Consider the following 21,622-nt stretch of genomic DNA (forward strand, 5'->3'; position numbering starts at 1 on the left):
GACCGCACAGACTCAGCAGAAAAGGGAGAACGCGATGAGCGCACCCGACGGCAGCCCGGTCGGCGGCGAACGCAGCATCGGCCAGCTGTTCGCCTCGGCGACGACCGAGATGTCCGCCCTGGTGCACGACGAGATCGCGCTCGCGAAGGCGCAGCTCAAGCGGGACGTCAAGCGCGGCGCGGCCAGCGGCGGCGCGTTCTCGGTGGCCGCGGCGGTGCTGATCTTCTCCCTGCCGATGCTGAACTTCGCTCTCGCCTACGGCATCCGGACCTGGAGCAACTGGAACCTGGCGATCTGCTTCCTGCTGTCGTTCGCCGCGAACGTGCTGGTCGCCGCCGTACTGGCGCTGATCGGTGTCGTCTTCGCCAAGAAGGCCAAGAAGAGCCAGGGCCCGCAGAAGGTCGCCGCCTCGATGAAGGAATCGGCGAGCGTCCTGCAGAACGCCAAGCCGCACCCCCGCGCGGAGCGGGTCGATGACGCGGTCGAGGCTGTGGCACGCTCGTCCTCATGACCGACCCCGCCACACCTTCGGCGCAACCCGCCTCCGCCGTACGCATCGACCTGCCCGGCGGACGCGAGGTGACCCACCGTGACGTCGCGGCGAACGGCGCCCGTTTCCACATCGCCGAACTGGGGGACGGCCCGCTCGTCCTGCTGCTGCACGGCTTCCCCCAGTTCTGGTGGACGTGGCGGCACCAGATGACCGCGCTCGCCGACGCCGGGTTCCGGGCCGTGGCCATGGACCTGCGGGGTGTCGGGGGCAGCGACCGTACGCCCCGCGGCTACGACCCCGCGAACCTCGCGCTCGACATCACCGGCGTCGTACGGTCCCTCGGCGAGCCCGACGCCGCACTCGTCGGGCACGACCTGGGCGGGTACCTGGCGTGGACGGCGGCCGTCATGCGGCCCAAGCTGGTCCGCCGGCTCGCCGTGTCGTCCATGCCCCACCCGCGGCGCTGGCGTTCCGCGATGCTGTCCGACGTCAAGCAGACGGCGGCCGGCTCCTACATCTGGGGATTCCAGCGCCCCTGGATCCCGGAACGTCAACTCGTCGCGGACGACGGCGCCCTGGTGGGCCGTCTGGTACGGGACTGGTCCGGGCCGCGACAGCCGGACGACGAGGCCGTGGAGACGTACCGCCGCGCCATGTGCATCCCGTCCACGGCGCACTGCTCGATCGAGCCGTACCGGTGGATGGTGCGGTCCATGGCACGCCCGGACGGCATCCAGTTCAACCGGCGCATGAAGCGGCCCGTGCGGGTGCCGACGCTGCATCTGCACGGCTCGCTCGACCCGGTGATGCGGACGCGGAGCGCGGCGGGATCCGGGGAGTACGTCGAAGCGCCCTACCGCTGGCGGCTGTTCGACGGGCTCGGACATTTCCCGCACGAGGAGGACCCGGTGGCGTTCTCCACCGAACTGGTCAACTGGCTCAAGGACCCCGAACCGGACAGGTGACCGGGCCGGGGCGGACGACCCGGACAGGCCGACGACCCGTCAGCAGATGTCCGGCGCTTCGTCAGGAGCCGCCCGGGCCCCGCGCGCGGAGGGTGTGACGCGCCCGCGCCGACAGCCCTCACGCCCGCGCGGACAGCCGGGAGTGACCGCGCGGACGCGCCCGGTATGCGAGCGGGAACATCTGTGCTTCGAACGGCCAATTGCCTGGCGCATAGGCCAATTGAGGGCCCCGGGCGAGGTTATGGACCTTGGGGCGGGGGCAGACGTCGGGGTATGGGCTGGACGCACGACTACAGTGACGCAGCACGCAATCGCCGCTCGGCCACGGGCCTGAGCTCCCATCGGAGGGGTACCCCGCAGATGCCGGGCGCGGACCCTCGCGTGGGGATTCCGCACATCCTGCGCCGCCGGGCCCGCTGGGTCTCGGTACGACTGCGCCACCCGCGCGGCTGAGCGACGGCCCGCCCCCGCGGGGCGGGCTCAGAGCGCGCAGCTGTCGCTGTCCACCTGCTGGTCGGCGGTACGCCCCTTGGCGACGTCCTCCGCGACCTCGTCCGCGGTGAGCGCGTATCCGGTGTTGGCGTCGTCGAGCGACTTCGCGAAGACCACGCCGTACACCTTGCCTTCGGGTGTCAGCAGCGGGCCGCCGGAATTGCCCTGGCGGACGGTCGCGTAGAGCGAGTAGACGTCTCTGCGTACCGTCTTGCGGTGGTAGATGTCCGGGCCGTTGGCCGTGATGCGGCCGCGTACGCGCGCGGGCTGGACGTTGTACGCGCCGTTCTGCGGGAAGCCGGCGACGATGGCGTTGCTGCCGCTCGTCGCGTCCTGCCGGCTGAACTGCAGCGCGGGCGCGTGGAGGTTGGGCACGTCGAGTACGGCGATGTCGCGCTCCCAGTCGTACAGGACGACCGTGGCGTCGTACTTCTTGCCCTCGCCGCCGATCTGCACGGTGGGCTCGTCGACCCCGCCGACGACGTGCGCGTTGGTCATCACACGGCGGTCGCTGAAGACGAAGCCGGTGCCTTCGAGCACCTTGCCGCAGCTCTGCGCGGTACCCATCACCTTGACGATGGACCTCTGGGCGCGGGTGGCGACGGGGCTGCGGGCGAGCGCCGGGTCGGGCGGCTGCACCTCGGTGATGGGCTCGTTGGCGAAGGGGCTGAAGACCTGCGGGAAGCCGTTCTGCGCGAGCACCGAGGAGAAGTCGGCGAACCAGGTGTTCGCCTGGGTGGGCAGCGCGCGGGACACCCCGAGCAGCACCTTGGAGTTGCGGACCTCCTTGCCGAGCGTCGGCAGCGTCGTACCGGCGAGGGCGGAGCCGATCAGCCAGGCCACGAGGAGCATCGCCACCACGTTCACCAGGGCGCCGCCCGTCGCATCCAGGGCGCGGGCCGGGGACCAGGTGATGTACCGGCGCAGTTTGTTGCCCAGATGGGTGGTCAGGGCCTGTCCCACCGAGGCACAGACGATCACGACGATCACGGCGACCACGGCGGCGGTCGTACTCACCTCGGTGTCGTCGGTCGCCCAGCCCCAGATCAGCGGGAGCAGGTAGACGGCGACCAGGCCGCCGCCCAGGAAGCCGATCACCGACAGGATGCCTACGACGAAGCCCTGGCGATAGCCGACGATCGCGAACCACACGGCGGCGACCAGCAACAGGATGTCCAGCACGTTCACTGCTTCGAGCCTCGCCTCATCACTTTCCGGTCGCGATCGTCCGGCCGGGGGTCCAGGGGTCGCCCCCCGGAAAAACACAGCACGGGGGCCACCCTGTCATGCGCGCCAGTCGAGCGGGACCTGCTTCGCGCGGTCCCAGGGACGCTCCCAGCCGGAGTAATGCAGGATCTTGTCGATCACACCGGCCGTGAAACCCCAGACAAGGGCTGATTCGACCAGAAATGCCGGACCTCTGTGGCCGCTGGGGTGCACGGTGGTGGCGCGGTTGGCGGGGTCCGTGAGATCCGCCACGGGGACCGTGAAGACTCTGGCCGTCTCGGCGGGGTCGACGACGCCGACCGGTGTCGGACGGCGCCACCAGCCCAGGACCGGGGTCACCACGAAGCTGCTCACCGGGATGTACAGCTTGGGCAGCACGCCGAAGAGCTGGACGCCGCTCGGGTCGAGCCCGGTCTCCTCCTCGGCCTCGCGCAGGGCGGCCCGCAGCGGCCCGTCCCCCTTCGGATCGCCGTCCTCGGGGTCGAGGGCACCACCGGGGAAGGAGGGCTGCCCGGCATGCGATCTGAGGGAGCTGGCGCGCTCCATCAGCAGCAGCTCGGGACCTCGCTCCCCGTCGCCGAAGAGAATGAGGACGGCCGACTGGCGCCCCGCCCCGTCCGCCGGCGGCAGGAAGCGGCTCAGCTGGAGCGGCTCCACCGTCTCGGCGGCGTGCACGACCGGGGCCAGCCAGTCGGGCAGACCGTCCTTGCTGAGCGTCACCGGCCCGCCCTGCGTGTCACTCGCGTGCGTCATCGGCACCCCCGTTCTGCTGTTCCCAACGCCTGTCGGTGCCGTGTTCGTTCCGTCATCCGGCACCCAGCGGGGGTGCGGGGATGCCGCCGGCGTCCAGATACGACTGCGGCGGCTTGAGCCGCTGGCCGGGGAAGCCGCCCTTCTCGTACTTCAGGAGCTTCTTCGCCTTCTCCGGATCGGTCTCGCCCTCGCCGTACGCCGGACAGAGCGGCGCGATGGGGCAGGCGCCGCACGCGGGCTTCCTGGCGTGGCAGATACGACGGCCGTGGAAGATCACGTGGTGGGACAGCATCGTCCACTCGCTCTTCGGGAAGAGCGAGCCGACGGCCGCCTCGATCTTGTCCGGGTCGGTCTCGTCGGTCCACCGCCAACGGCGCACGAGCCGCTGGAAGTGGGTGTCCACGGTGATCCCGGGCCGCCCGAAGGCATTGCCGAGGACGACGAAGGCGGTCTTGCGTCCCACACCCGGCAGCTTGACGAGGTCCTCGAGCCGACCGGGCACCTCGCCGCCGAACTCGTCCCGCAGGGCCTTGGACAGCCCTATCACCGACTTGGTCTTGGCCCGGAAGAACCCGGTCGGGCGCAGGATCTCCTCGACCTCCTCCGGATCGGCCGCGGCCAGGTCCTCCGGGGTCGGGTACTTGTCGAAGAGCGCCGGGGTCGTCTGGTTCACCCGAAGGTCGGTGGTCTGCGCGGACAGCACCGTGGCGACGATGAGCTGGAAGGGGTTCTCGAAGTCCAGCTCCGGGTGGGCGTACGGGTAGACCTCGGCGAGCTCGCGGTCGATACGGCGGGCGCGGCGCACGAGGGCGGTGCGCGACTCGTTCCTCGGGGGCTTCGCCGCGGCCGCGACGGTCTTCTTCGCGGGAGCGGCCTTCTTCGCGGACGCGGCGGCGGTCTTCGCGGCGGCGGTCTTCTTCGCGGACGCGGCGGCGGTCTTCTTCGCTGCCGTGGCGGTCTTCTTGGCCGGAGCCTTCGTCGCCGGAGCCTTCGCCGCCGGCGTCACCTTCTCGGCTGCACCACCGGCTTTCTTCGCGGGCATCGCGGCGGCCTTCTTCCCGGCCCCCGCGGTCACCCGCCCGGCGGACTTCTCAACTGCCGTCCCGGCGGTCTTCTTGGCGGTCTTCTTCGCTGCCGTCGTATCGGCTGCTGCCGTGTCGGCTGCCGTCTTCTCGGCTGCCGTACTGGCGGCCTTCTTCGCTGCCGGCGTCACGCCGTCGTCCCTTCCCCGCCTTTCGGCGGCAGAGTCGCCCCCGCCACCGGCAGGAGCTTTGCCCCTTTTGTCGGTTTCTTGAATCCGTCGAGAGCTTGTTCGCCCACAGCGGAATCGCGACGTACAACCACCCGTCAAGCCCCCTTGGCCTGTGCTCTCACCGGCGATTTGGACACCCGGCCAGCCTAAAGCCCGGCACCGACATCCGCCCTGGACCCGGAAGATCGGCGCCCAATTGGCCCCCTGCCGCACTCCTTGGGACGCCAGTGCGGCAGACTTGTGACTGATCACACTGTTTGGACGGTCCGGCAAGATGGGGAACACGGTCCCCTGGTACCAAGGGGGAGCAAGATCCCCTGAGCAGGTCGACAAGGAGAGAACTCGTGGACGACGTTCTGCGGCGCGCCCCGCTCTTCGCGGCGCTCGATGACGAGCAGGCCGCGGAGCTCCGCGCCTCCATGAGTGAGGTGACCCTCGCGCGAGGTGACGCTCTCTTCCACGAGGGCGATCCCGGAGACCGCCTCTATGTGGTGACCGAGGGCAAGGTGAAGCTCCACCGCACCTCCCCGGACGGCCGCGAGAACATGCTCGCGGTCCTCGGCCCCGGCGAGCTGATCGGCGAACTGTCGCTGTTCGACCCGGGCCCGCGCACGGCGACCGCCACCGCGCTCACCGAGGTCAAGCTGCTCGGCCTCGGCCACGGCGACCTCCAGCCCTGGCTGAACGCACGGCCCGAGGTGGCCGCCGCGCTGCTGCGCGCCGTCGCCCGCCGCCTGCGCAAGACCAACGACCAGATGTCCGACCTGGTCTTCTCCGACGTCCCGGGCCGTGTCGCCCGTGCGCTCCTGGACCTGTCGCGCCGCTTCGGCGTGCAGTCCGAGGAGGGCATCCACGTCGTGCACGACCTCACGCAGGAGGAACTCGCCCAGCTGGTGGGCGCGTCGCGTGAGACCGTCAACAAGGCACTCGCCGACTTCGCCGGCCGCGGCTGGCTGCGCCTGGAGGCGCGCGCGGTGATCCTGCTGGACGTGGAGCGCCTCGCGAAGCGCTCGCGCTGACGCGTACTTCGTACGAGGAGGGGCCCCGCCGTGCGGCGGGGCCCCTCCTCGTTTCGGCCACCCGAGGCGGCCGCACGCTCCGTTCACCACCGCGCCCTGCTCGCCCGCGACCGACCGAGGAGCGGGACCCGGGGCTCTCAGATCAGGCCGTGCTCGCGCAGATAGTCCATCTGGGCGCGCACCGACAGCTCCGCCGCGGGCCACAGGGAACGGTCGACCTCCGCGTACACGTGGGCGACGACCTCGGCAGGTGACCGGTAGCCGTTCTCCACGGCCGTCTCCACCTGGGCCAGCCGGTGGGCGCGGTGCGCGAGGTAGAACTCGACGGCGCCCTGGGCGTCTTCGAGGACGGGCCCGTGGCCCGGCAGGACGGTGTGGACGCCGTCGTCGACCGTCAGGGAGCGCAGCCGGCGCAGGGAGTCGAGATAGTCACCCAGACGGCCGTCGGGGTGGGCCACGACGGTCGTGCCGCGCCCGAGGATGGTGTCGCCGGTGAGCACCGCCCGATCGGCGGGGATGTGGAAGCACAGCGAGTCGGCGGTGTGGCCGGGCGTCGACACGACCCGCAGTTCGAGGCCGCCGACGCTGATGACGTCGCCCTGTCCGAGCCCTTCGTCGCCGAGCCGCAGCGCGGGGTCGAGCGCCCGCACCTCAGTGCCCGTCAGCTCGGCGAACCGCGATGCGCCCTCGGCGTGGTCCGGGTGCCCGTGGGTGAGCAGGGTCAGCGCGATCCGCTTGCCGGCCTTCTCCGCCGTGTCCACGACGTTCCGCAGGTGTGCGTCGTCCAGCGGGCCGGGGTCGACCACGACCGCCGACGTGGAGCCGGGCTCGGAGAGGATCCAGGTGTTGGTGCCGTCCAGGGTCATGGCGGACGCGTTCGGGGCCAGGACGTTGACGGCGCGCGCGGTGGCGGGACCGGACTCGACCCCGCCGCGGGGCTGGCCGGGGAGGGCGGTTGCGTCGGTCATGCGGAGGCTCCACCGGTCGGGATGTGCTTGGTGAACTCGTCGTGGCCGGGCCAGGCGAGGATCAGTTCGCCGTTCTCCAGGCGGGCCTTGGCCAGGACGGGCGTCAGATCGCGTGCGGGTGCGGCGGCGAGGGCGTCGGCGGCGGTGCCGTACGGGACGAGCTGGCGCAGGGTCGCGATGGTCGGCGGCATCATGGTCAGCTCGCCCTTGTCGTACGAGGCTGCCGCGTCCGCCGGGTGGATCCACACGGTGCGGTCGGCCTCCGTGGAGGCGTTCCGGGTGCGCTGGCCCTCCGGGAGGGCGGCCACGAAGAACCAGGTGTCGTAGCGGCGGGACTCGAACTCCGGGGTGATCCAGCGGGTCCAGGCGCCCAGCAGGTCGGAGCGGAGCACGAGACCGCGGCGGTCGAGGAACTCGGCGAAGGACAGGTCGCGGGCGACCAGGGCGGCGCGGTCCGCCTCCCACTCGTCGCCCGTCGTGTCGCCGACCACGGTGTCCGGGGTGGGGCCGGCGAGCAGGACGCCCGCCTCCTCGTACGTCTCACGCACGGCCGCGCAGACGACCGCCTGGGCGGAGGTCTCGTCCACGCCCAGCCTGTTCGCCCACCACGCGCGCGTGGGGCCCGCCCAACGGATCTGGTGTTCGTCGTCCCGGGGGTCCACGCCGCCGCCCGGGTAGGCGTACGCGCCGGCGGCGAAGGCCATCGAGGCGCGTCTGCGGAGCATGTGCACGACGGGGGTGGTGTCGGTGTCCTTGAGCAGCATGACCGTGGCCGCGCGCTTGGGGGGCACCGGTGTGAGGGTGCCCTCCGCGAGCGCGCGGATCCGCTCTGGCCACTCCGGTGGATACCACTGCCCATTCGCCATGGCCGGAGGCTATCCCGAGCCGGGCGGATGTTCGAGTGCCTCTCGCCCCAGTGGGCGCCCACCAGGTCTTTCGCCCCCTCCGCCCCTACCCGACCCGAACCCCTGGGGGCTCCGCCCCTCGGACCCCCGATCGGCCTGAACGGCCTCGTCCTCAATCGCCGGACGGGCTGAAAGGTCGCTCTCTGCCCCAAGCCGGGACGGGGGCCGCTGCTGGACTGAACGGGAGCCACCGCCGGAGGGGCCAACGCCCGGGCCCCAGCCCCACTCACACCCGCAGTCGCCCACTCACGGAAGGGGCCGTGCCGGTGCATCACATGCCCGTTGCGGACGACGCCACCAACTGACCGCACCGACACACCGGACCACACGAGGGCTGCAACGGGCGGATCACCGGCACGGCCCCGACCCACCCACCGCACAGACGGCGAAACGGCCACCGCACCGACGGCGGCCCACCGACCCGACGGCACCCGGCTACGGCGCGGTCAGCTCCACCTGGATCTCGACCTCCACAGGAGCGTCCAGCGGCAGAACCGCCACACCGACCGCGCTGCGCGCGTGCACTCCCTTGTCGCCCAGCACGGCGCCCAGCAGCTCGCTCGCGCCGTTCAGGACGCCCGGCTGCCCGGTGAAGTCCGCAGCGGACGCCACGAAGCCCACGACCTTCACGACCCGCGCGATGCGGTCCAGGTCGCCGGCGACCGACTTGACCGCCGCCAGCGCGTTCAGCGCGCACGTACGGGCCAGTTCCTTGGCCTCCTCGGCCGTGACCTCGGCCCCCACCTTCCCGGTCACGGGAAGCTTGCCGTCCACCATCGGCAGCTGCCCCGCGGTGTACACGTACACCCCGGACTGCACGGCCGGCTGATACGCGGCCAGCGGCGGGACGACGTCCGGCAGGCTCAGCCCGAGCTCCGCGAGCTTCGACTCGACGGCCCCGCTCATGCCGACTTCTCCCGCTTCAGGTAGGCCACCAGCTGCTCGGGGTTGTTCGGCCCGGGCACGACCTGGACGAGCTCCCAGCCGTCCTCGCCCCAGGTGTCCAGAATCTGCTTCGTGGCATGGACGAGCAGCGGCACGGTTGCGTATTCCCACTTGGTCATGTGGCCGACTGTAGCCCCTGCCGCCCCACCCCTCGCGCACACGTTGTCCACAGCCTCCTGCGTAGTCCGGCGGCGGACTGGTTAGGCTCGAATACGTGAGCAGGCTCCAGGTCGTCAGCGGCAAGGGCGGTACCGGCAAGACCACGGTGGCCGCGGCCCTCGCGCTCGCCCTCGCGACCGAGGGCAAGCGCACCCTCCTCGTCGAGGTCGAGGGCAGACAGGGCATCGCGCAGCTCTTCGAGACAGAAGCGCTGCCCTACGAGGAGCGGAAGATCGCCGTCGCTCCCGGCGGTGGGGAGGTGTTCGCCCTCGCCATAGACCCGGAACTGGCGCTCCTGGACTACCTCCAGATGTTCTACAAGCTGGGCGGTGCGGGCCGCGCCCTGAAGAAGCTCGGCGCCATCGACTTCGCGACCACCATCGCGCCGGGTCTGCGCGACGTGCTCCTGACCGGCAAGGCGTGCGAGGCCGTACGGCGCAAGGACAAGAGCGGACGGTTCACGTACGACTACGTGGTGATGGACGCCCCGCCCACGGGCCGCATCACCCGCTTCCTGAACGTGAACGACGAGGTCGCGGGCCTCGCCAAGATCGGCCCGATACACAATCAGGCACAGGCCGTGATGCGCGTCCTCAAGTCCCCGGAGACGGCCGTCCACTTGGTGACGCTCCTGGAGGAGATGCCCGTCCAGGAGACCGCGGACGGCATCGCGGAGCTGCACGCCGCGAACCTGCCGGTGGGCAGGATCATCGTGAACATGGTGCGGCCCCAGGTCCTCGACGCGGCCGATCTGGAGCTCACCCGCGCGGCCTCGCACACGGCGATCGCCCGGTCCCTGTCCGCGGCCGGTCTGGGCGGAGCACGCCGCGGCGGGAACGCCGAGCGGCTCGTCGACCCGCTGCTGGAGCAGGCCGAGGAGTACGCCGAGCGGTACGCACTGGAGCACGAGCAGCGCGGCGTCCTGGCCGAGCTGGGCCTGCCCCTGCACGAACTGCCTCTGCTCGCCGAGGGAATGGATCTGGCGGGCCTGTACGAGTTGGCCGCACAGCTGCGGAAGCAAGGGATGTCATGAGTCTGGACCCCGCCCGCGTCCTCGACGTCGATCCGCTGCTCGACGACCCGCAGACCCGCATCGTGGTGTGCTGCGGCTCGGGCGGCGTCGGCAAGACGACCACGGCGGCGGCCCTGGGGCTGCGCGCCGCGGAGCGCGGCCGCAAGGTCGTCGTGCTCACCATCGACCCGGCGCGCCGGCTCGCCCAGTCGATGGGCATCGACTCGCTGGACAACACTCCACGCCGGGTGAAGGGCATCGAGGGCGACGGCGAGCTGCACGCCATGATGCTCGACATGAAGCGCACGTTCGACGAGATCGTCGAGGCGCACGCGGACCCGGAGCGGGCCGCGGTCATCCTGAACAACCCCTTCTACCAGTCGCTCTCCGCGGGCTTTGCGGGCACGCAGGAGTACATGGCGATGGAGAAGCTGGGTCAGCTGCGGGCGCGGGACGAGTGGGACCTCATCGTCGTCGACACACCGCCGTCGCGTTCGGCGCTGGACTTCCTGGACGCCCCGAAGCGGTTGGGTTCGTTCCTCGACGGGCGGCTGATCCGGCTGCTGACGGCGCCGGCGAAGCTGGGCGGCCGGGCGGGCATGAAGTTCCTGAACGTCGGGATGTCGATGATGACGGGCACCCTGGGGAAGCTGCTCGGCGGGCAGCTCCTCAAGGACGTGCAGACGTTCGTGGCCGCGATGGACACCACGTTCGGCGGGTTCCGTACGCGGGCGGACGCCACGTACAAGCTGCTCCAGGCGCCCGGCACGGCGTTCCTGGTGGTGGCCGCCCCGGAGCGGGACGCGCTGCGCGAGGCCGCGTACTTCGTGGAGCGGCTGGCCGCGGAGGACATGCCGTTCGCGGGTCTGGTGCTCAACCGGGTGCACGGCAGCGGCGCCACCCGGCTGTCCGCGGAGCGGGCGCTCGCCGCCGCGGAAGATCTTGATTCCGAGGCTGCAGAAAATCTTGACGACGCCCGCATTGTCGATCAGGGGGACGGGAAAGCTGGACTTCGTAACTCTCCCGACACGTACGACAGTTCAGAACCCCCCGCTTCCGCAGCACCGGCTTCCGAGGAAGGCTCCCCCGCCGCCACGGACAAACCCGCCCCGCGCCGGACCGCCGCCACGGACGGGACCACCACGGACCACACCGCCGCCACGGACAGCACCTCCCGGGACCGGACGGACGCCCAGGACACACCGGACACGCCCGAGACGGCCGGCGCACACGGCACGACCGACGCGCAGGACGAGACCGACACGGCCAAAGCGCAGGATCCGACCACGACGGCGGGCGAGACCCGCTCCGACGCGGAGGGCGCCTCCCGAAGCGTCGACCAGCTCACCGCAGGCCTGCTGAGGCTGCATGCCGAACGCATGCAGCTACTCTCCCGCGAGCAGCGCACACGTGACCGGTTCACCGCGCTCCACCCCGAGGTGGCGGTGGCCGAAGTCGCGGCGCTTCCGGGCGACGTGCACGACCTCGCCGGGCTGCGGAACATCGGGGACCGACTCGCGGCCAATCGGCCGGAGCTGCCCGAAAGCTGAATATCCGGGGCGACCCGAGGGGAAGGCCCCTCAGCCCACCGCGGCGTAGCGCTCGTACACCTCTTCCTCGTCGAGGGGCAGCAGGCCCGCGCCGCGCTCGTACTCCGTACGCGCGGTCTCCAGCAGGCGACGCCACGAGGTGACGGTCGGCCGGCGGCGCAGCAGCGCGCGGCGCTCCCGCTCCGTCATGCCACCCCACACGCCGAATTCGACGCGGTTGTCGAGCGCATCGGCGAGGCACTCCGTGCGTACCGGGCACCCGGTGCACACTGCCTTGGCCCTGTTCTGCGCTGCTCCTTGAACGAACAGTTCATCCGGATCGGTAGTGCGGCAGGCCGCCTGCGCACTCCAGTCGGTTACCCAGCCCATACCGGCGCCGTCCTCTCCCGAATCGAGGCTCCCCCACGGCGGCAGCGGCATATTCACCGCCGCCAGTTGAGGACGTTACGGAAGGTGGGCACAGCGCAACACCCCCTTCGGGCCCAATCTTGAATGGCCCGAACGGACTATGCGTAAGCGGCAGATCACCCGGGGGAGTGAGCTGGGGACATGCGCGACAATCCCAGCAAACCGGGACACTTCAGTTGAGTCACAACGGACGCCAGGTGACACACAAGGCGGAGTCGGACACGCGCCCCACAGAAATCGGGGAACCTCCGGAACGATTCGGGGTCGCCGGACGTATTGATACGTGGCCGCACTGCTGTGACAGTTGAGAGCAGCTTAGGCCAAGGCATATACGCGTGTCCGGCGAATGAGAACGTAGGCTGCCCTCATGCCAAAGAAGCGCTCGGGCGGTGGTCTGTCCCCTACGCAGCAGGCCGCCAAGTTCCTCGGTGTCAGCGTGCTCGCGGGCGCCGTCATGGCCGGAATCGCACTGCCCGCCGCGGGCGCACTCGGTCTCGCGGCCAAGGGCTCCGTCAAAGGGTTCGACGAGATCCCCGACAACCTGAAGAGTCCCGCGCTGAGTCAGCGGACCACGATTCTGGACAATCAGGGCGGCCAGATCGCGACGGTCTACTCGCGCGACCGCACGGTGGTCGACCTCAAGGACATCTCGCCGTACATGCAGAAGGCGATCGTCGCGATCGAGGACTCCCGCTTCTACCAGCACGGCGCGGTGGACCTGAAGGGCATCCTGCGCGCCGTGAACCAGAACGCGCAGAACGGCGGGGTCGCCCAGGGCGCCTCCACCCTCACGCAGCAGTTGGTGAAGAACTACTTCGTGGAGGAGGCCGGCGACGACCCGACGAAGGTCGCCCAGGCCACCCAGCAGACCCTCGGCCGCAAGATCCGCGAGCTCAAGTACGCGATCCAGCTGGAGGAGAAGCTCGGCAAGAAGAAGATCCTCGAGAACTACCTGAACATCACGTTCTTCGGCGAGCAGGCCTACGGCATCGAGGCCGCCGCCCAGCGCTACTTCTCCAAGCCCGCCAAGGAGCTGAACCTCCAGGAGTCGGCGCTGCTCGCGGGCATCGTCCAGTCGCCCAGCCGGTACGACCCGGTCAACGACGAGGCGGAGGCCATCAAGCGCCGCAACACCGTGCTCCAGCGCATGGCCGAGGTGCACGACATCTCGCAGCAGGAGGCCGACGCGGCCAAGGCGAAGAAGATCGAGCTGCACGTGAGCAAGCCGAAGAACGGCTGCATCACGGCGGCGAAGGGCGCCAGCTTCTTCTGCAAGTACGTGGAGCACGTCTTCCTGACCGACCCGGTCTTCGGCAAGACGAAGGAGGAGCGGGCGAAGATCTGGAACCAGGGCGGTCTGACGATCCGCACGACCCTCGACCCGCAGTCGCAGGAGTCCGTCCAGACGTCGCTGAAGGACCACGTCTACAAGTCGGACAAGGTCGCCGCGGCGGCCACCCTGGTCGAGCCGGGCACCGGGAAGATCGTCGGCATGGGCCAGTCGAAGCCGTACGGCTACGGGAAGAACGAGACCGAGTACAACTACTCGGTCGACTACAGCATGGGCGGCTCCAACTACGGCTTCCCGACCGGTTCGACGTTCAAGCCGTTCGTGGCCGCGGCCGCGATCGAGCAGGGCCGGCCGCCGACGCAGGAGTACTCGTCGCCGAACAAGATGCCGTACCCCAGCCCCGTGCAGACGTGCAGCAGCAGGCCGTGGACCAACCAGGCGAACGAGCAGGTGCCGAACGAGGACGCCTCGGAGGTCGGTCCGTACCGGCTGAAGGAGGCGATGGCCAAGTCGGTCAACACCTACTTCGTGCAGATGATCTCCGACATCGGCCTGTGCCCGGTGATGAAGCAGATCGACAAGCTCGGCGTCGTCCAGGGCAACGGCGACAAGCTCCCCGAGGTCCCCTCCATCGCCCTCGGCGCCAAGGGCATCTCCCCGCTGACGATGGCCACGGCGTACGCGGCCTTCGCCTCCCGCGGCATGTACTGCACGCCGATCGCCGTCGAGTCGATCACGCAGAAGATCGGCGGCACGCAGAAGTCCCTGGAGGTGCCGAAGTCGACGTGCTCGCGCGCCATGTCGGAGAAGACCGCGGACACCATCAACACCCTGCTGAGCGGCGTGGTCGACTCCGGTACGGGCCAGCAGGCGGGTCTGACCGACCGCGCCAACGCCGGTAAGACCGGTACGACGGACCAGCGCAAGAACGCCTGGTTCGTCGGCTACACGCCGAACCTGTCCGGCGCGGTCTGGGTCGGCAGCGCCACCCAGAAGGTCCAGATGCGGGGCATCCGCATCGGCGGCGTCTACCGCGACAAGGTCTACGGCGGACAGGTCCCCGGCCCGATCTGGCGGGACCTGATGACCGGCGCCCTGGTCGGCAAGGACTCGCCGTCCTTCAACCTGGTCGACATTCCCGACGAGGACAAGGAGCGGGACCACGACGGGAACGACGACGACCACGGTCGCGGAGACGACCACGGAAACGGGAACGGCGCGAATGGAGACCCCCTCGGCGGCCTGACCAACGGCGGAACGCTCCCCACGCCTTCCTTCTCCATTCCCGAGGGATGGATTCAGGGCACCACCGGCAGGGGTAACGGAAACGGCGGCCAGCGCTGATGACTCATATCCGTCGTTCCACCCCCCACCCCCCGGCTGACCTGCGGCTGAAGCGTCCGGCGTAATTACGTCAGCTTCCCGGTAAGGGCACTCTCTCGGCGGAGGCCGTGAAATATTCACCTCCGGCCCCGCCTTGAGGGTGCCTTTGCTGTTTTTCCAGCCCGTCCGGAGGGGACATGAAACTCAGATCGCGGCTCAGTGTCACGTTCAGCGCGTTGCTCGGCGCCCTGACCCTCGCTCTCGCCGTACCGAATTCGGCGGCGGCCGCCACCTGCGACAACTTCGGCTGCGACGGTCACGACCCGAACGTCCAGACCTGGCAGACCGGTCCGGTCAGCCCCTACGGCCCGTACGACCTCGGCGGGTCGTTCATGTACGAGCTGCGCTGGGGGAAGACGGACGGCGACCAGTACAGCTGGGGCCGCCTGTGGTACATCAGCGGCTCGGACGAGCAGAAGTACACCGTGTACGTGCAGCGCTGCACGAAGAGCCACTCCACCTGTTACTGGCGGCTGGGCGAGAAGAAGGGCGGCGCTTCGGGCTGGACCGCGAAGGTCCCCGAGGGCACGAACTACTACTACACACGCACGCCGATGTACTACAACCCGTCGGGTTACGAAATGCGGGCCTGCGTGGAGGACCCGTCGGGCGACGAGTCGTGCACGCCGTGGTACTGAGCCGGCCCGGCCGCCCGACGTACGGATGAAGCCAAAGCGAGCGGGGATGGCGCAAATACGTCATCCCGCTCGCCCCGTTAACAGTCTTTGGTGAGATTTATTCAGCTGTTCGCGCTCACAAGCGGTTCCTAGACTTGCCCTACCAGATGCAGTGATCCACTGCTGCTACTTGGGGGGAAGGCGAATTGACCGTTACGCCAGAACTTGACGTCAATAAACCGAGAATAGAAGCCAACGACCAGAAGATTCTGAACCTGCTGTATGCGGGGCTGAACGACGCATCGATCGCCCGGCATTTAGGAGTAGGTCACCGCACGATACAGCGCAAAGTGCACCGACTCATGGAACTTCTCGAAGCCAATGGCCGCGTGGCCCTGGGCGCTCGGGCGCAGGAACTCGGCCTGCTGGTGGGCGCGTCCCGCCAGCCGCCACGGCCGAGGGGACTGACCGCCCGGGTGACGGACGGCGCCCTGCGGGCGGGGGTCGGCTGACCCCGCGACGGGCAGTGCCGCCGGCTCATTCACGGACGCGCACGACGGGAGCGTGCGCTGGAGAGAACGCCGAGCGAGACAAGGCGTCCGGCCGGGACAACGACGTCCGAGCCGCATGCCGACGCCGGAACAGGACACGGGCGTCACGAGCCGCCCATCGATGCCGGACCGTCACGAGCCGCCACCGACGCCGGATCGGGACAACGACGTGACGACGTCCGGTCAGGACAACGACGTCCGGCCGGACCGACGACGTCCAGCAGGGGCAATGACGCCCGAGCCACATGCCGACCCCGGACGGGACACCACACCGGAACGTCGGTCCACGTACGCCCCGCAGGGAAGACGCTTCGCCCCGTGGGACATCACCGTGCCGAAGGGGTGGTGACCGCCGCACCGCGGAGGCCACCACCCCCGTTCCGCTGTCGCCCCACGACAGCGTTCCAGCCTTCTGCCGGAGTGCGGGCAGCGGGTGAACTCGCCACCAGCACGCCCGTCCTGGCGGGCCCTCAGCCCGCGAGCAGCTTCTTCACGACGGCGGCGACACGGCCGCCCTCCGCCTGACCGGCCACCTTCGGGTTCACGATCTTCATGACCTGACCCATGGCACGCGGCCCCTCGGCACCGGCCGCCCTGGCCTCCTCGACCGCCTGGGCGACGATCTGCTGAAGCTCGTCGTCGGACAGCTGCTTGGGCAGGTACGCGGCGAGAACCTCGCCCTCCGCCTTCTCCCGCTCGGCCGACTCGGCACGCCCGCCCTGAGCGAAGGCGTCGGCGGCCTCACGACGCTTCTTCGCCTCGCGGGTGATCACCTTCTGCACCTCGTCGTCGGAGAGTTCGCGCTTGGTCTTGCCCGCGACCTCCTCCTTGGTGATCGCGGCGAGGGTCAGCCGGAGCGTCGAGGAGCGGAGCTCGTCGCGCTCCTTGATCGCGGCGTTGAGGTCTTCCTGCAGCTTCGACTTGAGCGTGGTCATGCCGTCGATTGTCGCAGGTGCGGTGTGCGGGTCGCCTGCTGATTTCGGAGCGGACGTCCCGCGCCTTCAAGGTGCGCGTCCTGTTCCTTGAGGAGGACGGGCTCTGTGTCCTCACGGCAGCGCATCCCGCGCCCCTTCACGCGGACGCGTCCCGTGCCCTCGCGCGGACGCGTCCCCCGGCCCTCGCGAGGAGTTCGCGTCCTGACGGGGACTCGCCCGGCGCGCCCCGTGCCCGCGGGGACGCGCCCCGAGCCCTGCGGGCACGAAGGCCCGCAGGGGTCTGACACGATGGACGTATGCGCGCGCGATACGGAGTACCCCTGGCAATCACGGCGGTGGGCGCCGCCGGTCTGTTGTACTCGGCCGGTTTCGAGGCCCGGTCCTTCCGCCTTCGGCGGGTGACGGTGCCGGTCCTGCCGGCGGGGATGCGGCCCTTGCGCATCCTCCAGGTCTCCGACATCCACATGGTGAGCGGCCAGCGCAAGAAGCAGCGCTGGCTGCGGTCCCTGGCCGGGCTGCGCCCCGACTTCGTCATCAACACCGGGGACAACCTGTCCGACCCCGAGGGCGTTCCCGAGGTCCTGGACGCCCTCGGCCCCCTGATGGAGTTCCCAGGGGCGTACGTCTTCGGCTCGAACGACTACTACGGCCCCACACTCCGCAACCCCGCCCGCTACCTGATCGAGAAGACCCAGGGCCGCCACGGCCTGAACGGCAACAAGCCCGTCGTGGGCGCCGTCCACAACCCGTGGGAGGACCTGCGCGACGGCTTCGACACGGCGGGCTGGCTGAACCTGACGAACACCCGCGGGTCACTGAAGGTCGAGGGCGCCGAGATCGAACTGACCGGCCTGGACGACCCGCACATCAAGCGGGACCGCTACGCGCGCGTGGCCGGTGGACCGTCGGAGTCGGCCGACTTCTCGATGGGCGTGGTCCACGCCCCGTACCTGCGCGCCCTCGACGCCTTCACCGCCGACGGCTACCCGCTGATACTGGCCGGCCACACCCACGGTGGCCAGATCTGCCTCCCCTTCTACGGCGCCTTCGTCACCAACTGCGACCTGGACACGGACCGCGTGAAGGGCCTGTCCACGCACACCGCGGACGGCCGTACGTCGTACATGCACGTCTCGGCGGGCTGCGGCACGAGCCGCTACACACCGGTACGTTTCGCGTGCCCCCCGGAGGCGTCGCTGCTGACGCTGGTCGAGCGCAGGTAGCGGTCGTCGCTGGGCATCTCGGGGATTGGGGTGCCTCGCGGGCCGGGGACCGGGGTGCCTCGCGGGCCGGGGACCGGGGTGCCTCGCGGCCCGGGGTGACTCCCACTCGACGAGCCGGACACGGGCGAAGAGGTGCGGGCCGGGACCGGTCCCCCTCCTCGCCCCATGTAACCCACCCGGACGACCCGTATCGCCCGATTCGTCCGAGCTCCTTAGCGTGGGGCCATGACCGCCCCCATACCCAGGGACATACCCGATCTCCCCGCGATACCGGGTATCGCTCCGCAGATCACCTCGTCCTTCGTCCCCGCGACGGCGGTGGTGGCACCCACCCGCCGCCCACGGGCGACCGCCTTCCGTATCTTCGTGGCCCTTGTCGCGGCGGCGGGCGTGGCGATCGACCTCCTCGCCGGCAGCGCACTCCACGTCCTGGCGTACTTCGCGATCCAGGCCAACATCCTGGTGGCCGTGACCTTCGCGGTCTCGGCCCGGCGGGCCTGGGCGGCCCGCCGCCCCCTGTCGGGTGCGGTGACGGGCGCCACACTCCTCTACATCGTGATCACGGGCCTGGTGTACCACCTGATCCTCACGGACCGGCCCGGCGGCTTCTCCATGACCGGGGAGGCCGGCGCCCCGACCGGATGGCCCTGGGTGGCCGACCAGCTCCTGCACACGGTGACGCCGATCATCGTGATCGCCGACTGGCTGCTGCTGACCCACCCCGGCCGGATGGCCCTGCGACACGCGGCGACCTGGGTGCTCTACCCCCTCTTCTACCTGGTCTTTTCTCTGATCCGCGGCGCGATGCTCGCCCCCGGGACGCCCGACCGCTACCTCTACCCCTTCGTCGACGTGGACCGGCACGGCTACGTCGGCATCCTCGGCAACACGGCCATCCTCGGCCTCGGCTTCTACGCCCTGGCCCTCGCCACCATCGCCGTGGACCACCTGCGCCCCGACCCGGTCCGCCCCCGCGCGCGACGCCCGTAAAACCGGATTTCGTCTCAGGCCACCGGTGGGCTAAAGTAAGCGTCGTCGCCGCGACAAGCAGTGACATCGGGGTGTAGCGCAGCTTGGCAGCGCGCTTCGTTCGGGACGAAGAGGTCGTGGGTTCAAATCCCGCCACCCCGACAGCTGAAACACCAGGTCAGGGCCAGGTACTCGCGCGAGTACCTGGCCCTGATTCGTTCTGCAGGGTCGCTCTGGGAGAAATCTGGGAGAAGATCTTGGCTCTTCTCTCCCTGGCGCCCTGGCAGAGCCCTCGTTTCAGATGCTCCTGCACGGCCTCGCTGAGCGGCCAGATCCCAGGCCAAGCCGCCAGGCCTCGCCTTGACTCACCCGTTGAGACTCCCGCCCAACGTCACTGAATCGGTCTGCCCGCGATATGGGGGCGGCGCTCCTCCCCAGCGGGATAAGGTCCCGCATGCATAGCGGGGGCGCACCATTCGTCACGCACAGAAGGTGGGGGGACCACCGTTGAAGATCAAGCGTAGGCACCTGGTCGCAGTAGGAGCAGCGGTGTGCGCCGTCGCACTGAGTTCATGCTCAGTGGTCGACACCGACGACACCGCACAGCCCAGCGACACAATGACATTCTGCGCACTCTTGGGTGCCCGCATGATGACCATGGTCACCACCACGGCAGACCACACGCCGGATCCCGCCCGTCTTGCCGAAGAAGACCAGAAGATGCAAGCGGCAGCCGATCGCATCTCGAGCAACGAAGCGGACCACTCCGACCTAGGCCAGACCACGAGCCAGTTCATCGCTGCAACCAACCCGACGGACGCAGCAGCGGCTCATACGCCTCTGCAGAGCTACTGCAACGCGCATGGACTTTCGCCCTTCCCCCAACAAGGGTGACGCCTCCTTGAATGCGTCGACTGCGTCTCCTAAGGCGACGTCGCGCAAGCCTCTAACTACGTGGACATGCACACCGGCGGGCCGAAGGCTGTAGCACCAGGAAGTGGGCAGCTACTCACCTGAGTGGCTGCCCACTTCTGCGTTGCCGGAGGCTCTCCTGTACGGAAGATCCTCTGGGGAAGATCTTGGTACCTCGCTCCCGAACCTACCGACGCGCTCTCAGCCGCTCCTGCAAAAGGTCGTTGAGCGCGGCTACAGGAGACGTGGCACACGTCGCGAGCCGCGCGTCGAGCGCCGCTTCCCACTCCGCGGTGAGGTTCGCCATCAGGTCGTTGCGCATCTGCTGGGTGATGTGCGAGTAGCGGGCCTGCACCGATCCGTCGATGTGGCCCATGCGCTCATCCATCAGCTTCGGCGGAGTACGGAATCCCTCCATGCGGGTCTTGGCCGTGTGGCGGAGTCCGTGAGGAGTCAACCCCTTCGCGATCGGAGCCCAGCAGGCATCCGCCCGCGCTTGTGCACCTCTCCCCCGCGCCGGCGCGTCCAGGTCGTTCGTCCAGTTGGGCGCTCCACCTGGACGCCATGAACCACGCCCGCTCCACAGGCGTGTGGGTCGACGGCGGACGGGATGGGAGCTAGGTAGTGCTGGGCCATGGCGGTGCCGAGCGGGCACCGCACAACGCGACGGCTCCTGACCGTATCGCCCGATCAGGGGCCGCTCACCTGCGCGGTGGGTGTGGGATTTGAACCAACGGTGGCTCGCGCCACGACCGTTTTCAAGCTCGTGGCCAGCCTGACCGCTCAGGCGCAGCCGCAGGACAAGGCGTAAGCGACGAATACCGCTGTCACGGCAAACGTGGCTCCGGCCGCGCCAGCCAGCCGCCCACGCTGCGATCGACCGTCAAAGGCCCCGCCTCCATGCGTGCCCCCTCCGTGCCCGATCAGCCAGGGAGAGCAGTGGTGATGGGGCTGATATACACTCCGCGCCTGTTCGCCCTGTACGTGGCCGAAAGACGGCTACAAGATCGAAAGTGTGGCTGAGGAATGCTCGGACGGATGTCATTGGGCGACGACCTCGGTTCCGAGCTCGGATCCTCTTCGCTGCCCTGGATGGTTGCCTCATCCCAATCGCTGCCCGGCTCCCCGGGGGACGTCATGCGGCGTGGCGTGGCCGTGTTCATCGATCTGGTAATCGCCGTCGCCGTCATTCTCGGCCCGCTGATCGCCCTCGATCGGATCCTCGTGGCGGCCTCGGTGGATGACGTCTGGTTGCCCTCAGCCGCGGCGTGGTCGCTCGCCTTCCTGCTGCTGTACTCGCCGCTTAGCGTGTCGCGGTGGGGCGGCACGGCGGGCAAACGGCTCCTCGGCATGGAGGTCGTGCGGGACGTCGACGGCGGACGGCTCTCCTACGGCGCCGCACTGGTACGCCACCTGAGCAACCTCGCGGTGCACGCGGTCCCGGTATTCATGATCGCCCACGTGACGGTGACTAACCTCAGCCCGAAGAAGCAGGGCCTGCACGACCGGCTGGTCGACAGCAGGGTGGTCATGCGGAATCGGTGATGGTGCAGTCATGACGGGCGATCACGGACAGCAACCCGGGCCGGACCG

General features: G+C 69.6%; 21 protein-coding genes, 1 tRNA gene and 2 pseudogenes. 14 read left to right on the forward strand and 10 right to left on the reverse strand.

The annotated features are described in order from the left end of the window. Positions 1–34 precede the first annotated feature (34 nt). From ACZ4IF_RS31395 to ACZ4IF_RS31405, 3 genes are all read left to right on the forward strand, one after another. The gene (locus ACZ4IF_RS31395; RefSeq protein WP_467568847.1) at positions 35–511 is read left to right on the forward strand and encodes a phage holin family protein; all 477 of its coding nucleotides are present in this window, start codon (positions 35–37) and stop codon (positions 509–511) included. After that, the gene (locus tag ACZ4IF_RS31400) at positions 508–1,458 is read left to right on the forward strand and encodes an alpha/beta fold hydrolase (protein WP_467568849.1); all 951 of its coding nucleotides are present in this window, start codon (positions 508–510) and stop codon (positions 1,456–1,458) included. Before ACZ4IF_RS31395 ends, ACZ4IF_RS31400 begins: the two co-directional genes overlap by 4 nt. Positions 1,459–1,731: 273 nt before the next feature. Continuing rightward, the gene (locus tag ACZ4IF_RS31405) at positions 1,732–1,911 is read left to right on the forward strand and encodes a hypothetical protein (protein WP_095935660.1); all 180 of its coding nucleotides are present in this window, start codon (positions 1,732–1,734) and stop codon (positions 1,909–1,911) included. A gap of 27 nt (positions 1,912–1,938) precedes the next feature. On the opposite strand, the gene ACZ4IF_RS31410 is transcribed toward ACZ4IF_RS31405, so the two are convergent. The 3 genes from ACZ4IF_RS31410 to nth form a co-directional block, all read right to left on the reverse strand. Next, entirely contained in the window at positions 1,939–3,138 is a 1,200-nt protein-coding gene (locus tag ACZ4IF_RS31410; protein ID WP_467568852.1) for a MarP family serine protease, read from the reverse strand. A 96-nt stretch (positions 3,139–3,234) separates the two neighbouring features. Continuing rightward, positions 3,235–3,930, reverse strand: coding sequence for an NUDIX hydrolase (locus ACZ4IF_RS31415; RefSeq protein WP_467568855.1), 696 nt, complete (start codon positions 3,928–3,930; stop codon positions 3,235–3,237). Between the two features lie 52 nt (positions 3,931–3,982). Next, positions 3,983–4,972 carry an endonuclease III gene (gene nth / locus ACZ4IF_RS31420; protein WP_467568984.1) on the reverse strand — a complete coding sequence of 330 codons (990 nt, stop codon included), beginning with the start codon at positions 4,970–4,972 and terminating at the stop codon, positions 3,983–3,985. 554 nt (positions 4,973–5,526) lie between these two features. On the opposite strand from nth, the gene ACZ4IF_RS31425 reads away from it, so the two are divergent. Continuing rightward, positions 5,527–6,201, forward strand: coding sequence for a Crp/Fnr family transcriptional regulator (locus ACZ4IF_RS31425; RefSeq protein WP_006382668.1), 675 nt, complete (start codon positions 5,527–5,529; stop codon positions 6,199–6,201). A gap of 137 nt (positions 6,202–6,338) precedes the next feature. Here ACZ4IF_RS31425 and ACZ4IF_RS31430 read toward each other — a convergent pair whose 3' ends face one another. The 4 genes from ACZ4IF_RS31430 to ACZ4IF_RS31445 form a co-directional block, all read right to left on the reverse strand. Then, entirely contained in the window at positions 6,339–7,169 is an 831-nt protein-coding gene (locus tag ACZ4IF_RS31430) for an MBL fold metallo-hydrolase (RefSeq protein ID WP_467568858.1), read from the reverse strand. Continuing rightward, the gene (locus tag ACZ4IF_RS31435) at positions 7,166–8,035 is read right to left on the reverse strand and encodes an NUDIX hydrolase (protein WP_467568861.1); all 870 of its coding nucleotides are present in this window, start codon (positions 8,033–8,035) and stop codon (positions 7,166–7,168) included. Before ACZ4IF_RS31435 ends, ACZ4IF_RS31430 begins: the two co-directional genes overlap by 4 nt. A gap of 474 nt (positions 8,036–8,509) precedes the next feature. Continuing rightward, positions 8,510–8,980: a RidA family protein gene (locus tag ACZ4IF_RS31440; protein WP_467568863.1), complete on the reverse strand. Its 471-nt coding sequence runs from the start codon at positions 8,978–8,980 to the stop codon at positions 8,510–8,512. Continuing rightward, a complete protein-coding gene (locus ACZ4IF_RS31445; RefSeq protein ID WP_075033571.1) occupies positions 8,977–9,138 on the reverse strand; it encodes a DUF4177 domain-containing protein in 162 nt (53 codons plus the stop codon). The genes ACZ4IF_RS31440 and ACZ4IF_RS31445 overlap by 4 nt, the downstream gene beginning before the upstream one ends. A gap of 95 nt (positions 9,139–9,233) precedes the next feature. On the opposite strand from ACZ4IF_RS31445, the gene bagA reads away from it, so the two are divergent. Both bagA and bagB read left to right on the forward strand, forming a co-directional pair. Further along, a complete protein-coding gene (gene bagA / locus ACZ4IF_RS31450) occupies positions 9,234–10,211 on the forward strand; it encodes an ATPase BagA (protein WP_467568867.1) in 978 nt (325 codons plus the stop codon). Further along, positions 10,208–11,740: an ATPase BagB gene (bagB, locus tag ACZ4IF_RS31455; RefSeq protein WP_467568870.1), complete on the forward strand. Its 1,533-nt coding sequence runs from the start codon at positions 10,208–10,210 to the stop codon at positions 11,738–11,740. Before bagA ends, bagB begins: the two co-directional genes overlap by 4 nt. 30 nt (positions 11,741–11,770) lie before the next feature. Here the strand turns inward: bagB and wblA are convergent, their stop codons facing one another. Next, the gene (wblA, locus tag ACZ4IF_RS31460; protein ID WP_028799159.1) at positions 11,771–12,109 is read right to left on the reverse strand and encodes a transcriptional regulator WblA; all 339 of its coding nucleotides are present in this window, start codon (positions 12,107–12,109) and stop codon (positions 11,771–11,773) included. 406 nt (positions 12,110–12,515) lie between these two features. On the opposite strand from wblA, the gene ACZ4IF_RS31465 reads away from it, so the two are divergent. The 3 genes from ACZ4IF_RS31465 to ACZ4IF_RS31475 all read left to right on the forward strand — a co-directional run bounded on the left by ACZ4IF_RS31465 (position 12,516) and on the right by ACZ4IF_RS31475 (position 15,951). Beyond that, on the forward strand, positions 12,516–14,783 hold the full coding sequence (locus ACZ4IF_RS31465; RefSeq protein ID WP_467568872.1) for a transglycosylase domain-containing protein: 2,268 nt from the start codon (positions 12,516–12,518) through the stop codon (positions 14,781–14,783). A gap of 176 nt (positions 14,784–14,959) precedes the next feature. Then, complete coding sequence (locus tag ACZ4IF_RS31470) at positions 14,960–15,460, forward strand: hypothetical protein (RefSeq protein WP_028799161.1); 501 nt, start codon at positions 14,960–14,962, stop codon at positions 15,458–15,460. A gap of 341 nt (positions 15,461–15,801) precedes the next feature. Continuing rightward, the gene (locus tag ACZ4IF_RS31475) at positions 15,802–15,951 is read left to right on the forward strand and encodes a hypothetical protein (protein WP_467568875.1); all 150 of its coding nucleotides are present in this window, start codon (positions 15,802–15,804) and stop codon (positions 15,949–15,951) included. 509 nt (positions 15,952–16,460) lie between these two features. On the opposite strand, the gene ACZ4IF_RS31480 is transcribed toward ACZ4IF_RS31475, so the two are convergent. Next, positions 16,461–16,925: a GatB/YqeY domain-containing protein gene (locus tag ACZ4IF_RS31480; RefSeq protein WP_028799163.1), complete on the reverse strand. Its 465-nt coding sequence runs from the start codon at positions 16,923–16,925 to the stop codon at positions 16,461–16,463. A 296-nt stretch (positions 16,926–17,221) separates the two neighbouring features. Here ACZ4IF_RS31480 and ACZ4IF_RS31485 point away from each other — a divergent pair, with 296 nt between their 5' ends. The 4 genes and pseudogenes from ACZ4IF_RS31485 to ACZ4IF_RS31500 all read left to right on the forward strand — a co-directional run bounded on the left by ACZ4IF_RS31485 (position 17,222) and on the right by ACZ4IF_RS31500 (position 20,011). Next, entirely contained in the window at positions 17,222–18,148 is a 927-nt protein-coding gene (locus ACZ4IF_RS31485) for a metallophosphoesterase (protein WP_095935650.1), read from the forward strand. Between the two features lie 225 nt (positions 18,149–18,373). Beyond that, positions 18,374–19,172: pseudogene (locus tag ACZ4IF_RS31490) on the forward strand (Pr6Pr family membrane protein). Positions 19,173–19,205: 33 nt separating this feature from the next. Further along, a tRNA-Pro gene (locus ACZ4IF_RS31495) sits at positions 19,206–19,279 on the forward strand. Positions 19,280–19,624: 345 nt separating this feature from the next. Further along, positions 19,625–20,011, forward strand: a complete 387-nt coding sequence (locus ACZ4IF_RS31500) for a hypothetical protein (RefSeq protein WP_467568880.1) — start codon at positions 19,625–19,627, stop codon at positions 20,009–20,011. A 205-nt stretch (positions 20,012–20,216) separates the two neighbouring features. Here ACZ4IF_RS31500 and ACZ4IF_RS31505 read toward each other — a convergent pair. Further along, positions 20,217–20,549 (reverse strand): annotated as a pseudogene (locus ACZ4IF_RS31505) (LacI family transcriptional regulator); the annotation flags it as partial. Positions 20,550–21,067: 518 nt separating this feature from the next. Here ACZ4IF_RS31505 and ACZ4IF_RS31510 point away from each other — a divergent pair. Continuing rightward, entirely contained in the window at positions 21,068–21,574 is a 507-nt protein-coding gene (locus tag ACZ4IF_RS31510; RefSeq protein ID WP_467568882.1) for an RDD family protein, read from the forward strand. The last annotated feature ends 48 nt before the right edge of the window (positions 21,575–21,622 follow it).

This window comes from Streptomyces sp. NPDC025784, assembly GCF_055558435.1.

Bases quoted from the DNA above. Each gene is read 5' to 3' on its own strand.
- ACZ4IF_RS31395 (WP_467568847.1), top strand. From the start codon at position 35: ATGAGCGCACCCGACGGCAGCCCGGTCGGCGGCGAACGCAGCATCGGC.
- ACZ4IF_RS31400 (WP_467568849.1), top strand. From the start codon at position 508: ATGACCGACCCCGCCACACCTTCGGCGCAACCCGCCTCCGCCGTACGC.
- ACZ4IF_RS31405 (WP_095935660.1), top strand. From the start codon at position 1,732: ATGGGCTGGACGCACGACTACAGTGACGCAGCACGCAATCGCCGCTCG.
- ACZ4IF_RS31415 (WP_467568855.1), bottom strand. From the start codon at position 3,930: ATGACGCACGCGAGTGACACGCAGGGCGGGCCGGTGACGCTCAGCAAG.
- nth (WP_467568984.1), bottom strand. From the start codon at position 4,972: ATGCCCGCGAAGAAAGCCGGTGGTGCAGCCGAGAAGGTGACGCCGGCG.
- ACZ4IF_RS31430 (WP_467568858.1), bottom strand. From the start codon at position 7,169: ATGACCGACGCAACCGCCCTCCCCGGCCAGCCCCGCGGCGGGGTCGAG.
- ACZ4IF_RS31435 (WP_467568861.1), bottom strand. From the start codon at position 8,035: ATGGCGAATGGGCAGTGGTATCCACCGGAGTGGCCAGAGCGGATCCGC.
- ACZ4IF_RS31440 (WP_467568863.1), bottom strand. From the start codon at position 8,980: ATGAGCGGGGCCGTCGAGTCGAAGCTCGCGGAGCTCGGGCTGAGCCTG.
- ACZ4IF_RS31445 (WP_075033571.1), bottom strand. From the start codon at position 9,138: ATGACCAAGTGGGAATACGCAACCGTGCCGCTGCTCGTCCATGCCACG.
- bagB (WP_467568870.1), top strand. From the start codon at position 10,208: ATGAGTCTGGACCCCGCCCGCGTCCTCGACGTCGATCCGCTGCTCGAC.
- wblA (WP_028799159.1), bottom strand. From the start codon at position 12,109: ATGGGCTGGGTAACCGACTGGAGTGCGCAGGCGGCCTGCCGCACTACC.
- ACZ4IF_RS31465 (WP_467568872.1), top strand. From the start codon at position 12,516: ATGCCAAAGAAGCGCTCGGGCGGTGGTCTGTCCCCTACGCAGCAGGCC.
- ACZ4IF_RS31470 (WP_028799161.1), top strand. From the start codon at position 14,960: ATGAAACTCAGATCGCGGCTCAGTGTCACGTTCAGCGCGTTGCTCGGC.
- ACZ4IF_RS31475 (WP_467568875.1), top strand. From the start codon at position 15,802: ATGGAACTTCTCGAAGCCAATGGCCGCGTGGCCCTGGGCGCTCGGGCG.
- ACZ4IF_RS31480 (WP_028799163.1), bottom strand. From the start codon at position 16,925: ATGACCACGCTCAAGTCGAAGCTGCAGGAAGACCTCAACGCCGCGATC.
- ACZ4IF_RS31485 (WP_095935650.1), top strand. From the start codon at position 17,222: ATGCGCGCGCGATACGGAGTACCCCTGGCAATCACGGCGGTGGGCGCC.
- ACZ4IF_RS31510 (WP_467568882.1), top strand. From the start codon at position 21,068: ATGTCATTGGGCGACGACCTCGGTTCCGAGCTCGGATCCTCTTCGCTG.